The 19,115-nt window shown below is 72.1% G+C and carries 17 protein-coding genes and 1 tRNA gene; 8 read left to right on the forward strand and 10 right to left on the reverse strand.

The window, feature by feature from the left end; genetic code table 11:
- The first annotated feature begins 30 nt into the window (after positions 1–30).
- On the forward strand, positions 31–762 hold the full coding sequence (locus ACZ6EJ_RS03645; RefSeq protein ID WP_469264293.1) for a Pr6Pr family membrane protein: 732 nt from the start codon (positions 31–33) through the stop codon (positions 760–762).
- Between the two features lie 28 nt (positions 763–790).
- A tRNA-Pro gene (locus tag ACZ6EJ_RS03650) sits at positions 791–864 on the forward strand.
- A 98-nt stretch (positions 865–962) separates the two neighbouring features.
- On the opposite strand, the gene ACZ6EJ_RS03655 is transcribed toward ACZ6EJ_RS03650, so the two are convergent.
- The 3 genes from ACZ6EJ_RS03655 to ACZ6EJ_RS03665 all read right to left on the reverse strand — a co-directional run bounded on the left by ACZ6EJ_RS03655 (position 963) and on the right by ACZ6EJ_RS03665 (position 2,616).
- On the reverse strand, positions 963–1,181 hold the full coding sequence (locus ACZ6EJ_RS03655) for a hypothetical protein (RefSeq protein ID WP_469264294.1): 219 nt from the start codon (positions 1,179–1,181) through the stop codon (positions 963–965).
- A 160-nt stretch (positions 1,182–1,341) separates the two neighbouring features.
- Complete coding sequence (locus tag ACZ6EJ_RS03660; protein WP_469264296.1) at positions 1,342–2,043, reverse strand: class I SAM-dependent methyltransferase; 702 nt, start codon at positions 2,041–2,043, stop codon at positions 1,342–1,344.
- Positions 2,044–2,151: 108 nt separating this feature from the next.
- Positions 2,152–2,616 (reverse strand): glycine-rich domain-containing protein, encoded by a 465-nt coding sequence (locus tag ACZ6EJ_RS03665; RefSeq protein ID WP_469264297.1) that lies wholly within the window; start codon positions 2,614–2,616, stop codon positions 2,152–2,154.
- Positions 2,617–2,805: 189 nt separating this feature from the next.
- Here ACZ6EJ_RS03665 and ACZ6EJ_RS03670 point away from each other — a divergent pair, with 189 nt between their 5' ends.
- The 3 genes from ACZ6EJ_RS03670 (at position 2,806) to ACZ6EJ_RS03680 (ending at position 6,102) form a co-directional block, all read left to right on the forward strand.
- Complete coding sequence (locus tag ACZ6EJ_RS03670; protein ID WP_469264298.1) at positions 2,806–3,090, forward strand: helix-turn-helix domain-containing protein; 285 nt, start codon at positions 2,806–2,808, stop codon at positions 3,088–3,090.
- 34 nt (positions 3,091–3,124) lie between these two features.
- Complete coding sequence (locus ACZ6EJ_RS03675; protein ID WP_469264299.1) at positions 3,125–4,096, forward strand: transcriptional regulator; 972 nt, start codon at positions 3,125–3,127, stop codon at positions 4,094–4,096.
- 605 nt (positions 4,097–4,701) lie between these two features.
- Positions 4,702–6,102: a DNA-binding protein gene (locus ACZ6EJ_RS03680; protein WP_469264301.1), complete on the forward strand. Its 1,401-nt coding sequence runs from the start codon at positions 4,702–4,704 to the stop codon at positions 6,100–6,102.
- A 32-nt stretch (positions 6,103–6,134) separates the two neighbouring features.
- Here ACZ6EJ_RS03680 and metG read toward each other — a convergent pair whose 3' ends face one another.
- The gene (metG, locus tag ACZ6EJ_RS03685; protein ID WP_469264303.1) at positions 6,135–7,856 is read right to left on the reverse strand and encodes a methionine--tRNA ligase; all 1,722 of its coding nucleotides are present in this window, start codon (positions 7,854–7,856) and stop codon (positions 6,135–6,137) included.
- Positions 7,857–8,507: 651 nt separating this feature from the next.
- On the opposite strand from metG, the gene ACZ6EJ_RS03690 reads away from it, so the two are divergent.
- A complete protein-coding gene (locus tag ACZ6EJ_RS03690; protein ID WP_469264305.1) occupies positions 8,508–9,323 on the forward strand; it encodes an SGNH/GDSL hydrolase family protein in 816 nt (271 codons plus the stop codon).
- A 152-nt stretch (positions 9,324–9,475) separates the two neighbouring features.
- Here ACZ6EJ_RS03690 and ACZ6EJ_RS03695 read toward each other — a convergent pair whose 3' ends face one another.
- Complete coding sequence (locus tag ACZ6EJ_RS03695; RefSeq protein WP_469264502.1) at positions 9,476–9,919, reverse strand: nuclear transport factor 2 family protein; 444 nt, start codon at positions 9,917–9,919, stop codon at positions 9,476–9,478.
- A 93-nt stretch (positions 9,920–10,012) separates the two neighbouring features.
- On the reverse strand, positions 10,013–10,855 hold the full coding sequence (locus ACZ6EJ_RS03700; protein WP_469264306.1) for a class I SAM-dependent methyltransferase: 843 nt from the start codon (positions 10,853–10,855) through the stop codon (positions 10,013–10,015).
- A 149-nt stretch (positions 10,856–11,004) separates the two neighbouring features.
- Between ACZ6EJ_RS03700 and ACZ6EJ_RS03705 the strand changes: the two genes are divergently transcribed.
- Together ACZ6EJ_RS03705 and ACZ6EJ_RS03710 are read left to right on the forward strand one after the other, a co-directional pair.
- Positions 11,005–12,780, forward strand: coding sequence for a S9 family peptidase (locus ACZ6EJ_RS03705; RefSeq protein ID WP_469264504.1), 1,776 nt, complete (start codon positions 11,005–11,007; stop codon positions 12,778–12,780).
- A 415-nt stretch (positions 12,781–13,195) separates the two neighbouring features.
- Positions 13,196–14,188, forward strand: coding sequence for an SURF1 family protein (locus ACZ6EJ_RS03710; protein ID WP_469264307.1), 993 nt, complete (start codon positions 13,196–13,198; stop codon positions 14,186–14,188).
- A 99-nt stretch (positions 14,189–14,287) separates the two neighbouring features.
- On the opposite strand, the gene ACZ6EJ_RS03715 is transcribed toward ACZ6EJ_RS03710, so the two are convergent.
- The 4 genes from ACZ6EJ_RS03715 to ACZ6EJ_RS03730 form a co-directional block, all read right to left on the reverse strand.
- Positions 14,288–15,580, reverse strand: a complete 1,293-nt coding sequence (locus tag ACZ6EJ_RS03715; protein ID WP_469264309.1) for a hypothetical protein — start codon at positions 15,578–15,580, stop codon at positions 14,288–14,290.
- The gene (locus ACZ6EJ_RS03720; protein ID WP_469264311.1) at positions 15,577–16,239 is read right to left on the reverse strand and encodes a SigE family RNA polymerase sigma factor; all 663 of its coding nucleotides are present in this window, start codon (positions 16,237–16,239) and stop codon (positions 15,577–15,579) included. Before ACZ6EJ_RS03720 ends, ACZ6EJ_RS03715 begins: the two co-directional genes overlap by 4 nt.
- Positions 16,240–16,511: 272 nt before the next feature.
- Complete coding sequence (locus ACZ6EJ_RS03725) at positions 16,512–17,768, reverse strand: aspartate-semialdehyde dehydrogenase (protein ID WP_469264312.1); 1,257 nt, start codon at positions 17,766–17,768, stop codon at positions 16,512–16,514.
- Positions 17,765–19,036, reverse strand: coding sequence for an aspartate kinase (locus tag ACZ6EJ_RS03730; RefSeq protein ID WP_469264314.1), 1,272 nt, complete (start codon positions 19,034–19,036; stop codon positions 17,765–17,767). Before ACZ6EJ_RS03730 ends, ACZ6EJ_RS03725 begins: the two co-directional genes overlap by 4 nt.
- Positions 19,037–19,115: the final 79 nt, after the last annotated feature.

Here is a 19,115-nt window from a genome sequence, read left to right on the forward strand (position 1 = left end):
GGCCCTCCCCCTCCGCATACGGTACGAACCATGACCGCCCCCGGCACGCCCCTCCTCCCCGGCCCTCGGGCGGCGGAGGCGCTCCCGGCCCAGGTCAGGACGGCCCACCCCTGGACGGCGGCCCTGCGCGCCCTGGTGTGCGGGGCCGCGCTCGCGGGCCCGCTCGCCGCTCTGGTGGTCGGGGAGCCGCCGAGGGCGCTGAGCCACTTCACGGTCCTGGCGAACGCGCTGGTCGCGGGGGCCTTCGCCTGGTCGGCCGTACGCGCGTGGCGAGGCGCCCCACCGCTGCCGCCGCGGCTGTCCGGCGGGGTGCTCCTGCTCGCCGCGACCTCCGGGCTGATGTACCACCTGGTCCTGGCCAACTACGCGGCCCCCGGCCCGCCCCCCGCCGCGAGCCTCCTGCTCCACACGGCGACGCCCCTGGCCGTGGCGGTCGACTGGTTCCTGCTGACCACCCCCAGAACCCTGCGGCCTGCCCACGTCCCGCTCTGGCTGCTCGCCCCTCTGGCCTACTCCGCCTACGCCCTGACCCGCGGAGCCCTGCTCTCCCCCGGCGCCCCGGCCCGCTACCCATACCCGTTCCTCGACGTCGACACGTACGGCTACGCCGGAGTCCTCACCCAGGCTCTCGCCCTCGGCCTTCTCTTCGCGGCCCTGGGCGCCCTCCTCACCGCCGCAGACCACCTCCGACCGGACGTGGCGGGCCGGCTCCACCGCCGAAGAAACCGGATTTCGCCTCCGGCCGCCGGTGGGCTAAAGTAATCGATGTCGCCGGGAGTCCGGTGGGCATCGGGGTGTAGCGCAGCTTGGCAGCGCGCTTCGTTCGGGACGAAGAGGTCGTGGGTTCAAATCCCGCCACCCCGACAGCTAAGCAACAGGTCAGGGCCGGTTTCCCCTCAGGGAGACCGGCCCTGGCTGCGTTGTATCTGGGTGTCATCTGGGTGTGATCTTGAAACAGGGTGTCACCATTCGGCGGCGCGCTGCCGCAACAGCCGGTCGAGGATCGGGGCCGGGGAGCGCGGGGTGAGGAGCAGCCTGTCATCCAGGGACTCGTGCCAGACCTCGGTGAGCTGGTCCATGAGGAGCGCGCGCATGGTGTCCGTCACGTGGGTGTACCGGGCGCTGACCGATCCGTCCTCGTGACCCAGGCGCTCGTCCGCGAGAACCTTCGGGCAGCCCACGCTCCTCCAAGAGGAGCGTGGGGTGGCCGTGGCGGAGCCGCGACGGGTCAGCCGGTCCTTGAGGCAGCCGGCACGCCTTAGCTGACCCTCAGCGCGAACGCACCGCGGCCCCGGAGCCCAGGAGACGCGGCCCGGGGCAGTGGCATTCCCCGGCCCGGTCTCAGGTGGCGGGACGCTCGGCCGTGACGAGGAGGGTCGCGGCGGGCCGGGGGCCGTCGCCGGCGGACAGCGCCTCGACGCGGATGTCGGTGAACCCGGCCTGGTCCAGGACCTTGGTCCACACGTGTGCCTGCAGCACCCACCGGTGCATGGTGGCGCTCTCGCCCTCCGGGGTCTTCGCCGGCACCTCGACGGCCGTGACGTCCGGCTGCGCGGGCTTGCCGGACAGGTAGTGGGCGAGGGTGGAGAAGACCAGGCGCCCACCGGGGCGGAGCGCGTCAGCGGCGGCCGAAAGCAACTCACGGGGATCGGTGAAGTCCACCGCCCCGAAGTGGCTGTAAAGCACGTCGTAGGCGCCCGCGTTCGCACGGAGGTGGGCGACGACGTCCGCGTGGACGAAGTGCAGGCGCGGGGCGAGGTCGGCGTACAGGGCGGTGGCCATGCTGTGCTGGGCCGGGGACGCGTCCACGGCATCGATCCGGCTCGGGGCGTGGTGCACGGCCAGGTGCGCGGCGTGGCGGGCGGCGCCGGCGCCGAGGTCGGCCACGGTCTTGCCGGTGAGGTCGCCGAGGACTTCCGGGCCCGGCCCGTCCTCCTGGCCCCAAGCCCAGCGGAAGGAGTCGGGGACGGCGTGATCCTGCGCGGCGCGGGCCCGACCGTAGTGGTGCCATAGGTCTGTGGTCGTGGTCGTCACCTGGGTCATCCTGGCGGCATCGTGCGGGGGGCTGCTGCCGGTTCGGACGAAAGTCGCCCGGGCGTGCCTCGGCGGCCCGAGCCGTGGGCCCGGACCGCCGAGGGCGTCACGTGGGGGTCAGTGCGAGTCGTTGCCCGGGTGGCAGGGGCCGCAGTCGGCGGCGCCCTCCCACAACGGGGGGTCCACCTCCCAACCGGCGCGGGCGACGAGGTGGGCGGTCTTGATGACCGACCCGTCGTTCTTCATCTCGACCTTGGGCACGTGGTGCAGGAAGTGTCCGCCGTTGTACTTGTCGCACAGCTCGGCGTAGGCGACGGTGTCCAGGATGATCGTGTGGGCGCCGATGTCGACCAGCTTGCTCGGGGCGAGTCCCAGGCCCTGGCCCCGGAGGGACATGGCGGTGAGCAGGTAGGCGTAGCCCTGGCCGAGGACGCGGGTGGCCATGACGGAGTCGTACGGGTAGTCCCGCATCAGTAGGCCGACCTGCTTCTCCCAGAGGTCCGCCGGCACGATGTCCCGGGGGGAGCGGGCCGGTCCGGTCACCGGATCGGTGGCGACGGCGCTGTCGGCTGTGGTTGCCATGGTGCCTCCCTTGGATGGTGCCCCACGAGGTGCGGGGCGATGTAACGAGAACACCGCATCCGGCACCCGCTCGGCGATCAACCAGGTTTCCTTGCAAGGCGTTTGCACGTCGCGCAAACGGTCTCGACGGGCGCCGTCCCACGCCCGTACCGTGTTGGCCCCCGGTCGTGCAGCAGGGGGGAGGGACCAGTGCCCGGTGACCCGCTCTGGGACAGCGCGAAGGTCAGGGAGCTAGTCGCCCGGCGACAACCGGGCGGACTCGTACGGTTGGGCCGTGAGCACCGAGGATGGACGCTCGCCGAACTCGGCGAGCACCTGGGGTGTTCGGCGGCGACGGTCTCGCGGATGGAACGCCGGACTCGTGTCACCGACCTGACGCTCGTTCACCGGGCCGCCTCCACGGTGGGCGTTCCTCGACACGTCCTGGTGAGTTCTCTGGCCCCCCCCCGCTTCTTCCGGACTGGCCAGCACTAGAGTGTCGGCCAGTCCGCACGCCGAGGAGGACCCGATGCGCCGCCGCTCGTTGCTCGCCGCCACGGCGACCGTCCCGGCCGCCATGCTGCTCGGCATGGACCGGGCCTTGGCCGACACCCCGCCGCCGACGGGCCGGGGTGCCCTGGACGCCCGTGTGGCCTCCGCCCGCGACCTCTACGACAAGGGGGCCCACACACAGCTCCTCGGACTGCTGCCGGGCCTCCTGGCCGACGGGCACGCCGCTGCCTCCTCGCGCCGCGAGCTGGACCAGGCACGGCTGTCCTCCGTCTACGGCCTGAGCGCCGCCCTGCTGATCAAGCTCGGCTCGTACGAGCAGGCCCGCCTCACCGCCGACCGCGCGCGCACCTGGGCCGAGGTGTCCGGGTCCCCGCTCGCCGCCGCTGCTGCCTCTCGCGAGCTCGCGATCGTGCTGCGCCACCAGGACCGGGGCGAGGAAGCCCAGACTCTCATGGAATCGGCCGCGGCCCGGGTGGAGGTGACAGGGCTGCGGACGGACGCGGCCTCGTCGGCCTACGCGCAGATGCTGTGCACCCTGGCCTACACCGCCGCCCGGGGAGGCCGGCGCACGGAGGCCCTGGCCATGGCCGAGGAGGCACGGCGGGCCGCACGCCGCCTGCCGCTCCAGGCACCTGCCGGGCGTCTCTTCCCCATCAGCCCGGCCGCCGTGGACCTCTACGCCGTCGGCGTCCACTGGGCCCTCGGCGACGCCGGCGCCGCCCTGGAGGCGGGGCGGAACCTTCGGCCCGAGTACTTCCCCACGGCTGAGCGGAAGGCACGCCTGGGCACGGACATGGCACGTGCCTGGTGGGCGTGGGACCGCCCTGAGCAGACCGCCCGCGCCTTGCTCGACGCCCACCGTGCGAGCCCCGGCGAGGTGAGAGACCGCCCCGCGATCCGCAGCATCGTGACCGAGTTGGCGCAGCGGCACCCTCGTGCCGTTGGCGTCCGGGAGCTGCACGCCGCCGTGTCCGCCCCGGCGAACTGAGACCGCCGCCCGCCGGGCCCCACCGGGTCCGGCCATGCCTCGGTTCCGGCACCAGGGGGTCCCGGCCAGCCGTCGACTCGGCCTGAGTCGGCGCTCGCCTGGGTGCGACACCCACTTCTGGAGGCAACACCCGGGTGTCGGGGCAGATCCGGCGTTGCACCCTCTCCAACCTGGGCATACCTCTGCGGCACTTCTGCCGATTCTGGGTGTGAACTGGGTATGAGTCTCCAGGACTGAGGGGTGCCGGAGAGGTATCGCAGATGCACGACTGGGGGGGCACGGGCCTTGAACTCGCGCCTCTGAACTGGGCTTATGCGGTGCTACAGCGCAGGTCAGAGGGTCGCGGGTCCTGGACTGGTTTCACAGCCTCCCTGATTCGGAGCGAAGGGGTCGCGGCCTCAAATCCCGCCACCCCGATAGCTAAAGCACCAGGTCAGGGGCATGATGCGAATTGTGAGTCGGTCCCCTGAGTGTTGTGTGGGCCTTTGCGGTGTCGGGCTCGGCGGGGTGTTTCGGCGATTCGCCGGGACGGCATCCGCGGGCCCGCCCGCCCCCGTACGCTCTGGGCGTCCGACGCGTCGCGCCGGGCGTTCGAAGGGGGCAGCGTGGATCATCTCTTCACCGTCGAGGGCCGGACGGCCATCCCGATAGCGCGCACCGAGCTGGCCGCGGAGAGCCTGTTGGAGCGGCAGCATCTCCAGGAGTGGGTGATCGCCCATCCGCAGGTGCTCGGGGAGTCCGTGCTCGTGGTCACCGCGGAGTACGACCGGTGGGCCGACACGGACGGGGTGCCGGCCCGTGACCGGCTGGACGTGCTCGGGCTGGACGCGACCGGGCGGCTCGTCGTGGTCGAGTTGAAGCGGGGCGCCGCCGATCGGGACGTGCACCTTCAGGCGATCACGTATGCCGCCCTGGTGTCCCGGTTCGACCTGGACACCCTCGCCGACGCGCACCGCCGCTTCCTGGCTCACCGGGGGCAGCCCCTCGACGCCGACGTGTGCCGGCAGCGCCTGCTCGACCACGTGGAAGGGGAGTGGAGTCCGGAACTGCTCCAGCGGCCCCGGCAGGTGATCATCGCCGCCGACTTCCCCAAGCAGGTCACCCACTCCGTGGTCTGGCTGTCGGAGATGGGGCTGGACATCGATCTGGTGCAGGTCGGTCTGTGGCGGGTGGAAGGGCACCTCGTCGCCGGCTTCACCAAGGTGTATCCGACCCCGGAGGTCGAGGAGTTCACGCTCACCCCGGCCCGGATGGAGGGTGAGGCGGTGGCCAAGAAGTTGCAGGAGCGCACCCGTTCGCGCAACGCCGTCCACGTGCTCGTCGGTGCGGGACTGCTGCCCGATGGGGCCAGGTTGCGGATGACGCCGCGCCACGGCGTGACGGAGGCCGTCCGCGACGGCATCCGCGCCTGGGTGGCGGAGGACCCCGGTCGGGCGACCGCCACCTGGACCAACGACACCGCCCAGCCACTGGTCTGGGGCGCGGACGGGGCCGCCTATTCCCCCACCGGGCTGGCCCATCACATCTTCACGAGCGTGACGGGCCGGTCCGTCGACGGCATCCAGGGGACGACGTGGTGGGACGTGGACACCGCGCACGTCCCCGCCGGCGTCGACTCCGAGGCGTGGGCCACGTTGGCGGGGACCGACCTCGCCGCTCTGGCACGGCAGCTCAGCGGCGCACGCAAGGACTGGTCCGCGTTCCACACCCTGCTGAGCCGCATACCCTCCGGGCGCTGGACCACCTACGGCGACCTGGCCGCGGCGATCGACAGTCACGCGGTCCCGGTCGGCCGGCATCTCGCCACGTGCGGTCAGTGCCCCGGCCCCTGGCGCGTCCTCACGGCCGCCGGGAAGGTCAGCCCCGGCTTCCAGTGGCACGACCAGGATCGCGTGGAGAGCGCCGCGGACGTCCTGGTCCGTGAAGGCGTGCGCTTCGCAGGAGGCGTCGCCGACGCGGACCAGCGCCTTCGGGAGGAAGACCTTCGGGGGTACCTCGGCGGCTGAGCACCCGATGAGGAGGCCGCACCGCCCCCGGCTCAGGCGTCCGCGCCGCCGAAACGTTCGCGGTAGGACTCCAGGTCCTCCTCCGTGATCTTCGCGAACAGCACCGGCGGAACCGTGAACGGGGTGCCGGCCGGGACGGTGTCCAAGGACGTGGCCTGGTCTGCGGTCACCCAGGTCGCGGTGTCGTCGGCCAGGGCGAAGGCTCCGCGCATGGCGGCGGCCGAGGCCGGGATCAGCGGTTCGGAGACGATCGCGTACAGGTGGATGAGGTTCATCGCCGTACGCAGGGTGAGCGCGGCGGCCTCCGGGTCGGTCTTGATCTCCAGCCAGGGGGCCTTCTCCTCCAGGTAGGAGTTGCCCGCCGACCACAGGGCCCGCAGCGCGGCCGCCGCCTTGCGGTACTGGAGGGCCTCCATGTGCTCCTCGTACTCCGCGAGCAGGCGCGCGATCTCCTCGCCGAGCGTCGCCTCCGCCGCGCCGGCCACGGCGCCCGCGGGGACCTCGTCTCCGAAGCGCTTGCGGGAGAACGACAGCACGCGGTTGACGAAGTTGCCGAGGGTGTCGGCCAGGTCCTTGTTGACCGTGGCGGCGAAGTGCTCCCAGGTGAAGGAGGAGTCGTCGGACTCGGGGGCGTTGGCGATGAGGAAGTAGCGCCAGTAGTCGGCCGGCAGCGTCTCCAGCGCGGCGTCGGTGAAGATGCCCCGCTGCTGGGAGGTGGAGAACTTGCCGCCGTAGTACGTGAGCCAGTTGAAGCCCTTGACGACGTCGACCTTCTTCCACGGCTCGCGGACACCGAGCTCCGTGGCCGGGAACATCACCGTGTGGAACGGGACGTTGTCCTTGGCCATGAACTGGGTGTAGCGCACGGTGTCGTCGGCCTCGTACCACCACGGCTTCCACTCGCGCGTCTCGCCGTCCGGGGCGGCGTCCGCCCATTCCTTCGTCGCCGCGATGTACTCGATCGGAGCGTCGAACCAGACGTAGAAGACCTTGCCCTCGGCCGCCAGTCCCGGCCAGGTGTCGGCCGGGACCGGAACCCCCCAGTCCAGGTCGCGGGTGATCGACCGGTCGTGCAGCCCCTCCGTCAGCCACTTGCGGGCGATGGAGGACGACAACTGCGGCCACTGCTCCTCGTGCTGGGCCACCCAGGCCTCGACCTCGTGCTGGAGCTTCGACTGGAGCAGGAAGAGGTGCTTGGTCTCGCGGACCTCCAGCTCGATGGAGCCGCTGATCGCCGAGCGGGGGTTCAGCAGGTCGGTCGGGTCCAGGACGCGGGTGCAGTTCTCGCACTGGTCGCCGCGCGCCTTGTCGTAGCCGCAGTGCGGGCAGGTCCCCTCCACGTACCGGTCCGGGAGGAAGCGGCCGTCGACCGGGGAGTACACCTGGCGGATCGCCCGCTCCTCGATGAAGCCGTTCTCCCACAGCTTGCGCGCGAAGTGCTGCGTGATCTCGGCGTTCTGCGGGGAGGAGCTGCGGCCGAAGTGGTCGAAGGCCAACCGGAAGCCTTCGTACACCGCCTTCTGCGCGTCGTGCGCCTGCGCACAGAACTCGCTGACGGAGAGCCCGGCCGCCTTGGCCGCCAGCTCGGCGGGGGTGCCGTGCTCGTCGGTCGCGCAGATGTACAGGACGTCGTGGCCGCGCTGGCGGAGGTAACGGGAGTACACGTCGGCCGGAAGCATCGACCCGACCATGTTCCCCAGGTGCTTGATCCCGTTGATGTAGGGAAGCGCGCTGGTCACCAGGTGTCGAGCCATCCTCGGATGCTCCATTTCCTACGTACGGCGCCGGCGGCGATGCCGCGGCGGGCCAGGTCGGGAGGGGGCGGCAGGCGGCGACCACTCCGGTCGCCCCGTCGCGTGACGTGCGGTGACGGTCACGCCTGCGGGCCGCCGTCATCGTATCGAACCGGGGCATCTCTCCCGCGAGCTGATTTCTCCGCGGAGCGGACGCGTACGCCGTGAGGACAACGCGCGCAGAGCGCTCGGCCGTCCGGAACAGGCGGCCAAGCAGGTCCCTGACGGCCGAGGCAGTCCACATCCTAGGCTCACCCCCTCCGGATGGTCGGGTACGTTGCCAGCCCTTGGCCGCCTCCCTCGAACGACCCTTCGTGCGCACGTTCGGTGGCAGGTACGGGCCTTGGGCCGACCGGCTGAACCTGTCGCCTGTCGCGGCCTCCGCCGCACCGCACGGGCGTGCCCGAAGCGCCGTCGCGCAGATTCGGCGATGCGCCTGATTCGCCGCGCCTGTCTGGTGGTTGCCGGCGACTCCTCTGTGCGCAGCGGCTGGTCGAACAGGCACGCGGCGATATCAGAAGACTTATGTCGCGGTCATTACGGGTGGGTTCCGCGAGCTGCTACAAAGCTGGTGCCTCTCCCGTCCCCCCACACCGCGAAGGGCTGGCAGCCATGTCAGTACGAAGGTTCTGGGCGTCCGTATCCACTCTGGCCCTCACAGCCGTGACCGCTCTCGGCGTCGTCGGTCCGGCTTCCGCGGCGGGTGCGAACAACGCAGCCACCGCAGGTGGTTACGTCGCCCTCGGCGACTCCTACTCCTCGGGTCTCGGCGCCGGGGACTACCTCCCCGACAGCGGCGACTGCCGACGCAGCACCAACGCCTACCCGTATCTGTGGGCGGCCGCCCACTCCCCCTCCTCGTTCGCCTTCGTCGCCTGCTCCGGAGCGACCACCTCGTCCGTCGCCGATGGCCAACTGCGGGTGCTCAGCGCGTCGACGTCGCTGGTCAGCATCACGGTCGGTGGCAACGACATCGGGTTCGCGGACGTCATGCGGGACTGCGTGCTGTCGAGCGAGACCGTCTGTATCGAGAGCATCGACGCCGCGGTCGGACGGATGAGGACTTCCCTGCCCGCGCGCCTCGATTCGCTCTACGACGCCATCCGCGACCGCGCTCCGAAGGCGCGGGTGGTGGTGCTCGGATACCCCCGTCTCTACCAGTTGTCGGGAAACTGCGCCGCCGGGCTCAGCGAGACCGAGCGGACCGCCGTCAACAACGCGTCGGGCGTGCTGAACGACGTCCTCGCCAAGCGGGCCGCCGGTGCCGGATTCACCTTCTCCAGCGTGGTGGACGACTTCACCGGCCATGAGCTGTGCTCCGGGAACGCCTGGCTCCACAGCGTGACCCTGCCGATCGAGCACTCGTACCACCCCAAGGCGGAAGGGCAGTCGGGCGGCTACCTGCCCGCCCTTCGCTCGGAGGTCTAGGACGCAGAGCCGCTGCCCCGTCCGCCGGCGGTACGGGCGGAACAGCGTTCAGACCTACGGCGGTTCATCGGGCGTCCGATGGGCCGCCGTCACCGTGCCGCGGGCGTCCATCCCTCCCGCGCTCACCCCGCTCTACGGGTGCCCGGCCGGTCTCAGTAGCGCTCCACCAGGTGCTCGCGGTCGGCCGGGGGCTCGTACGTCTCCGGCCAGAAATCCGTCACGCCGCAGATCAGGCCCTGCTCGTCGAACGTGAAGAAGTGGATGGCGTCCATCTCCTCCGGCGCCTCGCCCGCCACGGTCACCTCGGTGCGGGCGGCGGCCTGCCGGGCTTCCGCGTCGACGACGATCCGCTCGATCCGCGCGCGCCACGCTCCCGGATACTCCTGGTTGAAGCGGAGATACCGCTGCTTGCCGCGTATCCGCTCCCTCGTCTGCGGCAGGTCGTACACCACATCGCCGGCGAGGGTGGCGGCGAACGCGCTCCAGTCACGGGCGTCGGCCGCCGTCCAGTACGTCTCGACCACCGCGCGCAGAGCGGCCGTGCCGAGGCCCCCGCCGCCGGGCCGGCCCCCGGCCCCGCCCGCTGTCACACCCATCGCTCCGCCAGTCATCTCGGTCATGGGAGCCAGTGTGGGGGCCACCACTGACAATCGGCCCGACCGTCCGAAGGACCGGGCACTGACCAGCAGTTATGCCCGTCGGCCCGTAGGGCGCGACGCCTTGATCGAGTACATCAGCGGGATGCGCGGGCGGTCGGACGGGAAGCGGTAGTGGCCGTCCGCGTGCCGCTCCAGGACGCCGAACCGGGGGAAGAGCGAGGCGTCGTGCTCGTGCAGGAACTCGATCCGCAGCCCGGCGCTCGCGAGGGCCGTCACCACCTCGCCCACCGGGTGCTGCCATTCGACACTGCGGTTGTGCACCGTCGGCGCGTCGAAGTCCGCGTACGTGCCCGGCGTCTCCGCCACCCAGGGGTCGCGGCTGAAGTAGTCGTGACTGACCATCGAGCCGGTCGAGTCGTCCAACGAGTCGGTCAGCGGATGGAACTCCGCGAGGTAGAGGAATCCGCCCGGAGCGACCAGCGATGCGGCGGTCTCCGCCCAACGCCCGAGGTCGGGCAGCCAGTTCAGCGCACCGATGCCGGTGTAGACGATGTCGTACGCGGAATCCGGGACGGCGGCCTGGGCGTCGTACACGTCGGCGGTGACGAACGCCGCCCGGTCCGGACCGAGCCCCATCGCTTCGGCCAGGCCGCGGGCGGTCTCGACGGCGGGCTCGGAGAAGTCGAGGCCCACGACCTGCGTGGCGCCGTGGCGCGCCCAGGAGAGGGTGTCCAGACCGATGTGGCACTGGAGGTGCAGCAGGGTCTTCCCCGTGACGTCGCCGACCTCCGCCAGCTCGAAGGCGCGCAGCGCGTCCTTGCCGGCTCGGAACGCCTCCAGGTCGTAGAAGTCGCTCGCCGCGTGGATCGGGACGCGCTCGTCCCAGCGTGCGCGGTTGGCCGCCTGCCAGTCGTCCGGTGTCGGGGAGTACATGGGCGGAAAAGCTACCCGCGCGCCGGGAGAGACGCGAGGGAATATCCACAGGCCGGAGGGGGTCGCTGGGCAGGTTATCCACAGGGTCCCCGGTGGGATGGCCGATCGGGTTACATGGGGGCATGAGCGAATCACCGAACGTCTCGACCATGCCGGAGTGGGAGCAGCGGTTCCGCGCGCCCAGGGTGTCCCTGCCCGATTGGGCCGAGGAAGCGCCCGACCGCTCGTTGTTCGTCTCCAACGCCACCGGGACCTATGAGCTGTACGCGTGGGACCGGGCGACCGGGGAGCAGCGCCAGGTCACCGACCGGCCGAACGGGACGACCGACGGCGTCCTGACGCCGGACGGCGAAACCATCTGGTGGTTCAGCGACACCGACGGCGACGAGTACGGCGTGTGGATGCGCCAGCCGTTCGGCGGCGGGGAGGACGAGCCGGCCGTGCCGGGGCTCGCGCCCTCGTATCCGGCGGGCCTCGCCCTCGGCCGGGACGGTTCGGCGGTGATCGGCCGCTCGACCGACGAGGACGGCACGACGATCCACCTGGTGCGTCAGCCGGGCGACGCGCCGGTGGAGATCTACCGCCACCGGGAGTCCGCCGGGGTCGGGGACCTCTCCTACGACGGGACGCTGATCGCGCTGGAGCACACCGAGCACGGCGACGCGATGCACTCGGCGCTGCGCGTGGTGCGGCGGGACGGCTCCACGGTGGCGGAGCTGGACGACACCGAGGGCGGCACGAAGGAGCTGGGGCTGTCGGTGCTGGGGTTCGCTCCGGTGGCCGGTGACAGCCGGTTGCTCGTCGGACATCAGCGCCGGGGCCGCTGGGAGCCGATGATCTGGGACCCGGTCACGGGCACGGAGACCGCGCTGCCCGTCGACCTGCCGGGCGATGTGGGGGCCGAGTGGTATCCGGACGGCTCGGCGTTGCTCATCGAGCACAGCTTCGAGGCGCGCAGCGAGTTGTGGCGGTACGAGCCGGGGGCGGCGGAGCCCGTGCGCGTCGAGACCCCCGCAGGTACGGTCTCGGGCGCCACGGCCCGGCCGGACGGCACCGTGGAGTACCTCTGGTCCTCGGCCGCCCAGCCGCCCGCGGTGCGTTCGACGAGCGGCGCGGTGGTCCTGGACCCGCCCGGTGCGAAGGCCCCGCCGTCGGTGCCCGTGCGGGACTCGTGGGTGGAGGGGCCCGGCGGCCGCATCCACGCCCTCGTACAGACGCCCGCCGCCGGTGACGGCCCCTTCCCCACGGTCTTCGAGATCCACGGCGGCCCGACCTGGCACGACAGCGACGCCTTCGCCTCCGGTCCGGCGGCCTGGGTGGACCACGGCTTCGCCGTCGTCCGGGTCAACTACCGGGGCTCCACCGGGTACGGCCGCGCCTGGACGGACGCGCTGAAGCACCGGGTCGGCCTGATCGAGCTGGAGGACATCGCGGCCGTGCGGGACTGGGCCGTGGAGTCCGGGCTCGCGGACCCGCGACGCCTGGTCCTGGCCGGTGGGTCGTGGGGCGGGTATCTGACGCTGCTCGGCCTCGGCACCCAGCCCGACTCGTGGGCGCTGGGCCTGGCAGCGGTGCCGGTCGCGGACTACGTCACGGCGTACCAGGACGAGATGGAGGCGCTGAAGGCGATGGACCGCACGTTGCTGGGCGGCACCCCGGAGGAGGTTCCCGAGCGGTACGCGGCCTCGTCCCCGCTGACGTACGTCGACGCGGTGCGCGCCCCGGTCTACATCTCCGCGGGCGTCAACGATCCGCGCTGCCCCATCCGCCAGGTGGAGAACTACGTCGACCGCCTCGCGGCCCGCGGCGCGGTCCACGAGGTGTACCGGTACGACGCCGGGCACGGCTCGCTCGTGGTGGAGGAACGCATCAAGCAAGTCCGCCTGGAGCTGGAGTTCGCCCTGAAGCACCTGGGGGCGCCCTGAGGGGGTCGGGGCAGCGCGGTGGGGCCGAGGCACAACGGGCGGGCCGGCGCGGGGGTGCCCACCCGCCGAAGGCGGACCGGCGCGAGGGTGCCGACGCGCCGGGGGGCGGGCCGGGGTTGTGGGGGCTGGTGTGCCGGGGGGGGGACCGGCGCGGTGGGCCTGGGCGCCGGGGGTGGGCTTCGGAGCGGTAGGCCTGGGTGCCGGGGGGGGCTTCGGCGCGGTGGGGCCTACGCGCCGAAGGCGGACCGGCGCGGGGGTGCCGACGCGCCGGGGGCGGGCCTTGGTGCGGTGGGGCCGGATGGCGGTACCGAAGGGGGAGAACGCGAGCGTGGAAGGGCCGGACGGGGGCGTAAGGGAGGGATAAGGGGTGGACCCCGCTCCGGTCGACCGGAGCGGGGAACCGTACCGTGGAGGGGTGTACCGGTTCCTGCTGACCCCGCGGTGGTGGGGGATCAACCTCTTCGTCGTGCTGGCCATCCCGTTCTGCGTGTTCATGGGCACCTGGCAGCTCGGCCGCTTCGAGGACCGTGTGCAGTCGCACGAACAGGCGGAGAAGCAGCCCGATCCGAGCACGCGGGCCGCGAAACCCCTGGACGAACTACTGCCCGTCGACAAGGTCACGTCCGGCCGCCCGGCCATCGCCACGGGGAGGTACGCCGACCAGTTCCTGGTGCCCGGTCGTGAGCTGGACGACCGCCAGGGCTTCTACGTCCTGAACCTGTTGCGCACGGACAGCGGCAAGGCTCTGCCGGTGGTGCGGGGCTGGCTGCCCGGCAAGGCGAGCAGCGCCCGTGTACCGGCCGCGCCGCAGGGCGAGGTCACGGTGACCGGTGACCTCCAAGCGTCGGAGAGCGCGCACAGCGACGGTGTCGACGTCAGGGGCGGACTGCCCAAGGGCCAGCTCGGCATGATCAGCGCGGCGACCCTGGTGAACCTCGTCCCGTACGACGTGTACGACGCCTGGGTGACCCTTCCCGAGAGCGAGGCCGGGGGCGCGGGCGGTGCGATGAAGCCGGTGCCCGCGGCGGCCCCGCCGGGTACCGGCCTGGACCTGAAGGCCTTCCAGAACCTGGGGTACACGGGTGAGTGGTTCGTCTTCGCCGGCTTCGTGCTCTTCATGTGGTTCCGCCTGGTCCGCCGCGAGGCCGAGGCTGCCCGCGACGTCGCCCTCGGCCTCGTCCCGGAAGGCCCGGTGAGCGTGGACGGCCGGTCGGACCCGGACGGTCCGGCGAGCGGGGCGGGGCGTGCCGGGGCGTCGAGCGCCGAGGGTTCGGCGGCCGCCCGCGACGCGTCGGCCGGCGAGGCTGCGGCTCCGGGGCCGGCTGCGGTTACGGCCCCCGCGCCCGTTCCAGCCCCCGCTTCCGCTCCGGCTCCGGCTCCGACGGCGTCGGAAGTCTCGGAGGCGTAGCCGGAGCCGGTGGGCCCACGCACCTCTGGAGGGGGCCGAACTGGCAGCCCCCGCCGGGCCCCCCGCCCCCCTCGGCGGGGTCACCTCGGTGGGTGGGTGTCAGGGTGGGGGGAGGAGGCCTGTGCGGTAGATCGTGCCCGTGCAGGCGTTGGTGATGGTCGTCTCCGCTGTGGGCGCGCCCGATTCGGGGGTGTGCGTCACGGCGATGCTGCCGGCCGCCGTGTCTCCGCCGTCGTCGGGCAGGGTCTGCGTGTCGGCGCCGGACGGTCCGGCGCCCTCGCCCACCGGGGCCCCGCCGCTGTCCACCGTCGGGGTCGGGGTGGGTGAGGGGCCGATGGTCGGGCAGGGGTCGGACGGCACCCAGGCGAACCGGATCTCGTACGCCGTGGACGGCTTCAGCACCACCATGGGGTGTTCCAGCGCCGGGTCGGGCAGGCCGGTGGCCGCGTCTCCCGGTGCGTGCTGGACCACGTCGATCCTGAACGGGTCGGCGGCGCCCACGGCGGTGAAGCCCACGGTTCCGCCGCTGCCGACCATGCACTCCTCGGCGGAGACGTTGGCGATCCTGAAGCTGCCGTAGACCGTGCCGTCGCCGTCCGGCGCATCGGTCTCCGCGGACCGCACCCCGAGTTGGTCCGGCTCGCAGAAGGTGACGGCCGTGAAGCTGTCGCGCGGGAAGGCGGACGGCGTGGCCGTCACGGTGGCCTCGGGGTCGCGGCCTGGGCCGGGGGTCGGGCTGCGGGACGGTTCGGGTTCGCCCGCGAGGCCCTCGCTCTCGCGCTGGGTGGGCTGTGCGGGCCGTTCGCCGGGCTCCTGGGGGCCGGCTTCGGCTCCGTTGCCGCCCTGGGCCTGCTCGCCGTGGCCCGCGATGGCGGGGTGCGCGGTGGACGAGCCGTCCGAGGTCGCCACGTGGACGAACGCGGGGACGGCGGTGCTGATCAGCAGGGCCGCGGCGGCCGCCCCGACGACCGCCTGCCGCCGTTTGGCCCGGCGGGCCGGGACGGCGCGGTGCAGGTGGTCGAGGGTCCCCCGCGAGGGCTCCAACCCGCGCACAGCGCCGTGCAGCAGGCGGCGCAGGTCCGCTTCGGCGAACTCGTTCGGCGCGGACGCGCCGCGGCCGCCCGCGAAGAGGTCCGTCAGCGTGCCCGCCGGAGCCTGACCCCGCGGCCCGGGGGGGACGCCCGCCGTGGTCCCGGGGGCCTCAGCCTCCGTACGCGCCTCCCCGCCCGTGCCCGCGTCCGCGCACTCCGCGCCCGTCCCGGCGCGGCAGCCGTCGCCGTGCGGGCGGGCCGGATCGGTGTGCGGGGACTTCTGCGGCCTGTCGTTCATCCTTCCGTCTCCCGTGGGGTCCTCCTCGTGCCGGCAGTCGGGCCGGTGCTCGGGCCCGCTCATGCCTGCGCCTCCATGACGACGCGCAGCGCCGCTATGCCACGGGAGCCGTACGCCTTGACCGAACCCAGCGAGATGCCCAGCGTCTCCGCGACCTGGACCTCCGTCATGTCCGCGAAGTACCGCAGGACCAGCACCTCGCGCTGGCGCCGCTGGAGGCCCTTCATCGCCTTGATCAACGCGTCCCGTTCCAGTTGGTCGTACGCGCCCTCCTCCGCGCTCGCCATGTCCGGCATGGGCTTGGAGAGCAGCTTCAGCCCGAGGATGCGGCGGCGCAGCGCGGAGCGCGAGAGGTTGACCACGGTCTGGCGGAGGTAGGCGAGGGTCTTCTCGGGCTCGCGGACCCGGCTGCGCGCGGAGTGCACGCGGATGAACGCCTCCTGCACCACGTCCTCGCAGGAGGCGGTGTCGTCCAGCAGCAGGGCCGCGAGACCGAGCAGCGAGCGGTAGTGGGCACGGTAGGTCTCGGTGAGGTGGTCGACCGTGGTCCCCGCCGCCACCGCCTCGTCAGCGCTCCCGCGCTGCACGGGCAACCGGGCGGTACGCGCGGCGGGCATGGGCGCGATCACCGGCATACCGCCGGGCGCGCGGGGCCTCCGGAGCGGGCGCACCGGCGCGCCTCGCAACGGGCCCACCACTGTGATGTCGAGAACCTCTGCCACGCCTGTTGGACACGCTGCTCCCCGCCAGGGTTGTACGCGGCCGGCGCCCCGTTCGGCGCTGTGCGACATGCCCTCATACGCACCTGCTCTTCCCCAAATGCCCCGTCATGGCGTCCCGGCCCCGCAAGAAGTGAGGACATAGACGCCGCCCGTCCGCCATGCGGTTGCAGTGGGCCGGGACATCATCGTCGGATACGACAATGTCCCAGCTCAAGGGGTTCAGGCCAGCGATTCGCCCAGCGGGCGTTCACCGGCCCGCCCAACGGGTCCGATCAGCTGCGGGGGAATTCGGCGGCCACGGATTCGGCGATCTGCGCCACGTTCAGAGCCGCGCCCTTACGGAGATTGTCGCCGCAGAGGAACATCTCCAGGGCGTGCGGGTCGTCCATCGAGCGCCGGACCCGGCCGACCCAGGTGGGGTCGGTCCCCACCACGTCGGACGGGGTGGGGAAGTCACCGGAGGCGGGGCTGTCGAAGAGCACCACGCCGGGAGCGGTGGCGAGGATCTCGTGGGCCCGGTCGACGGTGACCTCGCTCTCGAACCGCGCGTGGACGGACATGGAGTGCGTGGCGACGACGGGGACGTACACGCAGGTGGCGGTGGTCTTGAGGGCGGGGAGGTCCAGGATCTTGCGGCACTCCTCGCGGATGGCGATCTCCTCGGACGACCAGCCGTCCCCGGCGTCCGTACCGGCCCAGGGCACGACGTTCAGCGCGACGGGGGCGGCGAACGGGCTCTTCCCGGACCCGGACCCCGACCCGAGACCGGACCCGCGCCCCGCTCCGGTCCCGAGACCGGAACGCGAACCGCCGTCGAGCCCGCCCCCCGAGCCGAAACCGGCCCCGAAACCGGTGCCAAGACCCGCCCTTGACCCGGCGACGGCTCCGGCGCCGCCCCCGAACCCGTCGCCCGCCCGGCTCTCGGGGGCGCCCAGGCCGTCGCCCAAGGCGCGGCGTACGTCGCCGGGTTGGGTGCCCAGCTCCGTACCGGCCACCAGCGACAACTGCTCGCGCAGGGCGGCGACGCCGTCGCGGCCCGCGCCGCTGACGGCCTGGTACGAGGAGACGATCAGCTCGCGCAGCCCGAACTCGGCGTGGAGCGCGCCGACCGCGACGATCAGCGACAGCGTGGTGCAGTTCGGGGACGCGACGATGCCGCGCGGACGGAGCCGCGCGGCGTGGGGGTTGATCTCCGGGACGACCAGCGGGACGTCCTCGTCGAGCCGGAAGGCCGCCGAGTCGTCGATGACGACCGCGCCCTTGGACGCGGCGAGCGGGGCCCAACGGGCGGACACCTCGTCCGGCACCAGGAACAGGGCCACGTCGACGCCGTCGAACACGTCCTCGGTGAGGGCGAGCACCTCGCTCTCCTCGCCGCGCACGACCAGTTTGCGGCCGGCCGAGCGCGGCGAGGCGACGAGTCTGACGTCGCCCCAGACATCCGCGTGCTGCGAGAGGATGCGGAGCATGACACCGCCGATCGCCCCGGTCGCACCGACGACCGCGAGCGAAGGGCGGTGCGCGGTCATCGGCCGGTGCCTCCGTAGACGACGGCCTCGTCGGAGTCGCTGTCGAGCCCGAAGGCGGTGTGCACGGCGCGCACGGCCTCGTTGACGTCGTCGGCGCGGGTGACCACCGAGATGCGGATCTCGGACGTCGAGATCAGCTCGATGTTCACGCCCGCGTCGGACAGCGCCTCGAAGAAGCCGGCCGTGACGCCCGGATTGGTCTTCATGCCCGCGCCGACCAGGGAGATCTTGGCGATCTGGTCGTCGTAGCGCAGGGACTCGAAGCCGATGGAGCCCTTGGTCCGCTCCAGGGCGTCGATGGCCTTGCGGCCCTCGGCCTTGGGGAGGGTGAAGGAGATGTCCGTCAGCCCGGTCGACGCGGCGGAGACGTTCTGCACCACCATGTCGATGTTGACCTCGGCGTTGGCGATGGCGCGGAAGATCGCGGCCGCCTCCCCCGGCTTGTCCGGGACGCCGACGACGGTGACCTTGGCCTCCGAGACGTCGTGGGCGACTCCGGAGATGATCGCGTGCTCCACCTTCTGGTCCCCTTGCGGCTCGTTGCTGACCCAGGTTCCGCGCAGTCCGGAGAAGGAGGAGCGGACGTGGATCGGGATGTTGTAACGGCGTGCGTACTCGACGCAGCGGTGCAGCAGCACCTTGGAACCGGACGCGGCCAGCTCCAGCATGTCCTCGAAGGAGATCCAGTCGATCTTCTTCGCCTTCTTCACGACGCGCGGGTCGGCGGTGAAGACGCCGTCGACGTCCGTGTAGATCTCGCAGACCTCGGCGTCCAGCGCGGCGGCCAGCGCGACCGCGGTCGTGTCCGACCCGCCGCGGCCGAGGGTGGTGATGTTCTTGCCCTCCTGGCTCACGCCCTGGAACCCCGCGACGATGGCGATGTTGCCCTCGTCGATCGAGGTCCGGATGCGGCCCGGAGTGACGTCGATGATGCGCGCTTTGTTGTGGACCGAGTCGGTGATGACACCGGCCTGGCTGCCCGTGAACGACTGGGCCTCGTGGCCCAGGTTCTTGATCGCCATGGCCAGCAGGGCCATGGAGATGCGCTCGCCGGCGGTCAGCAGCATGTCGAATTCGCGGCCGGTAGGCATCGGAGACACCTGCTCGGCGAGGTCTATCAACTCGTCCGTCGTGTCGCCCATCGCGGACACCACGACAACCACCTGGTTGCCGTTCTTCTTGGCGTCGACGACTCGCTTGGCAACCCGCTTGATGCCCTCGGCATCGGCTACGGAGGAGCCTCCGTACTTCTGCACGACAAGGCCCACGTGCGCTCCTCGCTCAGTCATTACTGCGGTCGGCTCAGTCTAACGAGCAGCCCGGAATCGACCCGTCCCTACCAGATGG

It is taken from the genome of Streptomyces sp. NPDC041970 (assembly GCF_055588985.1).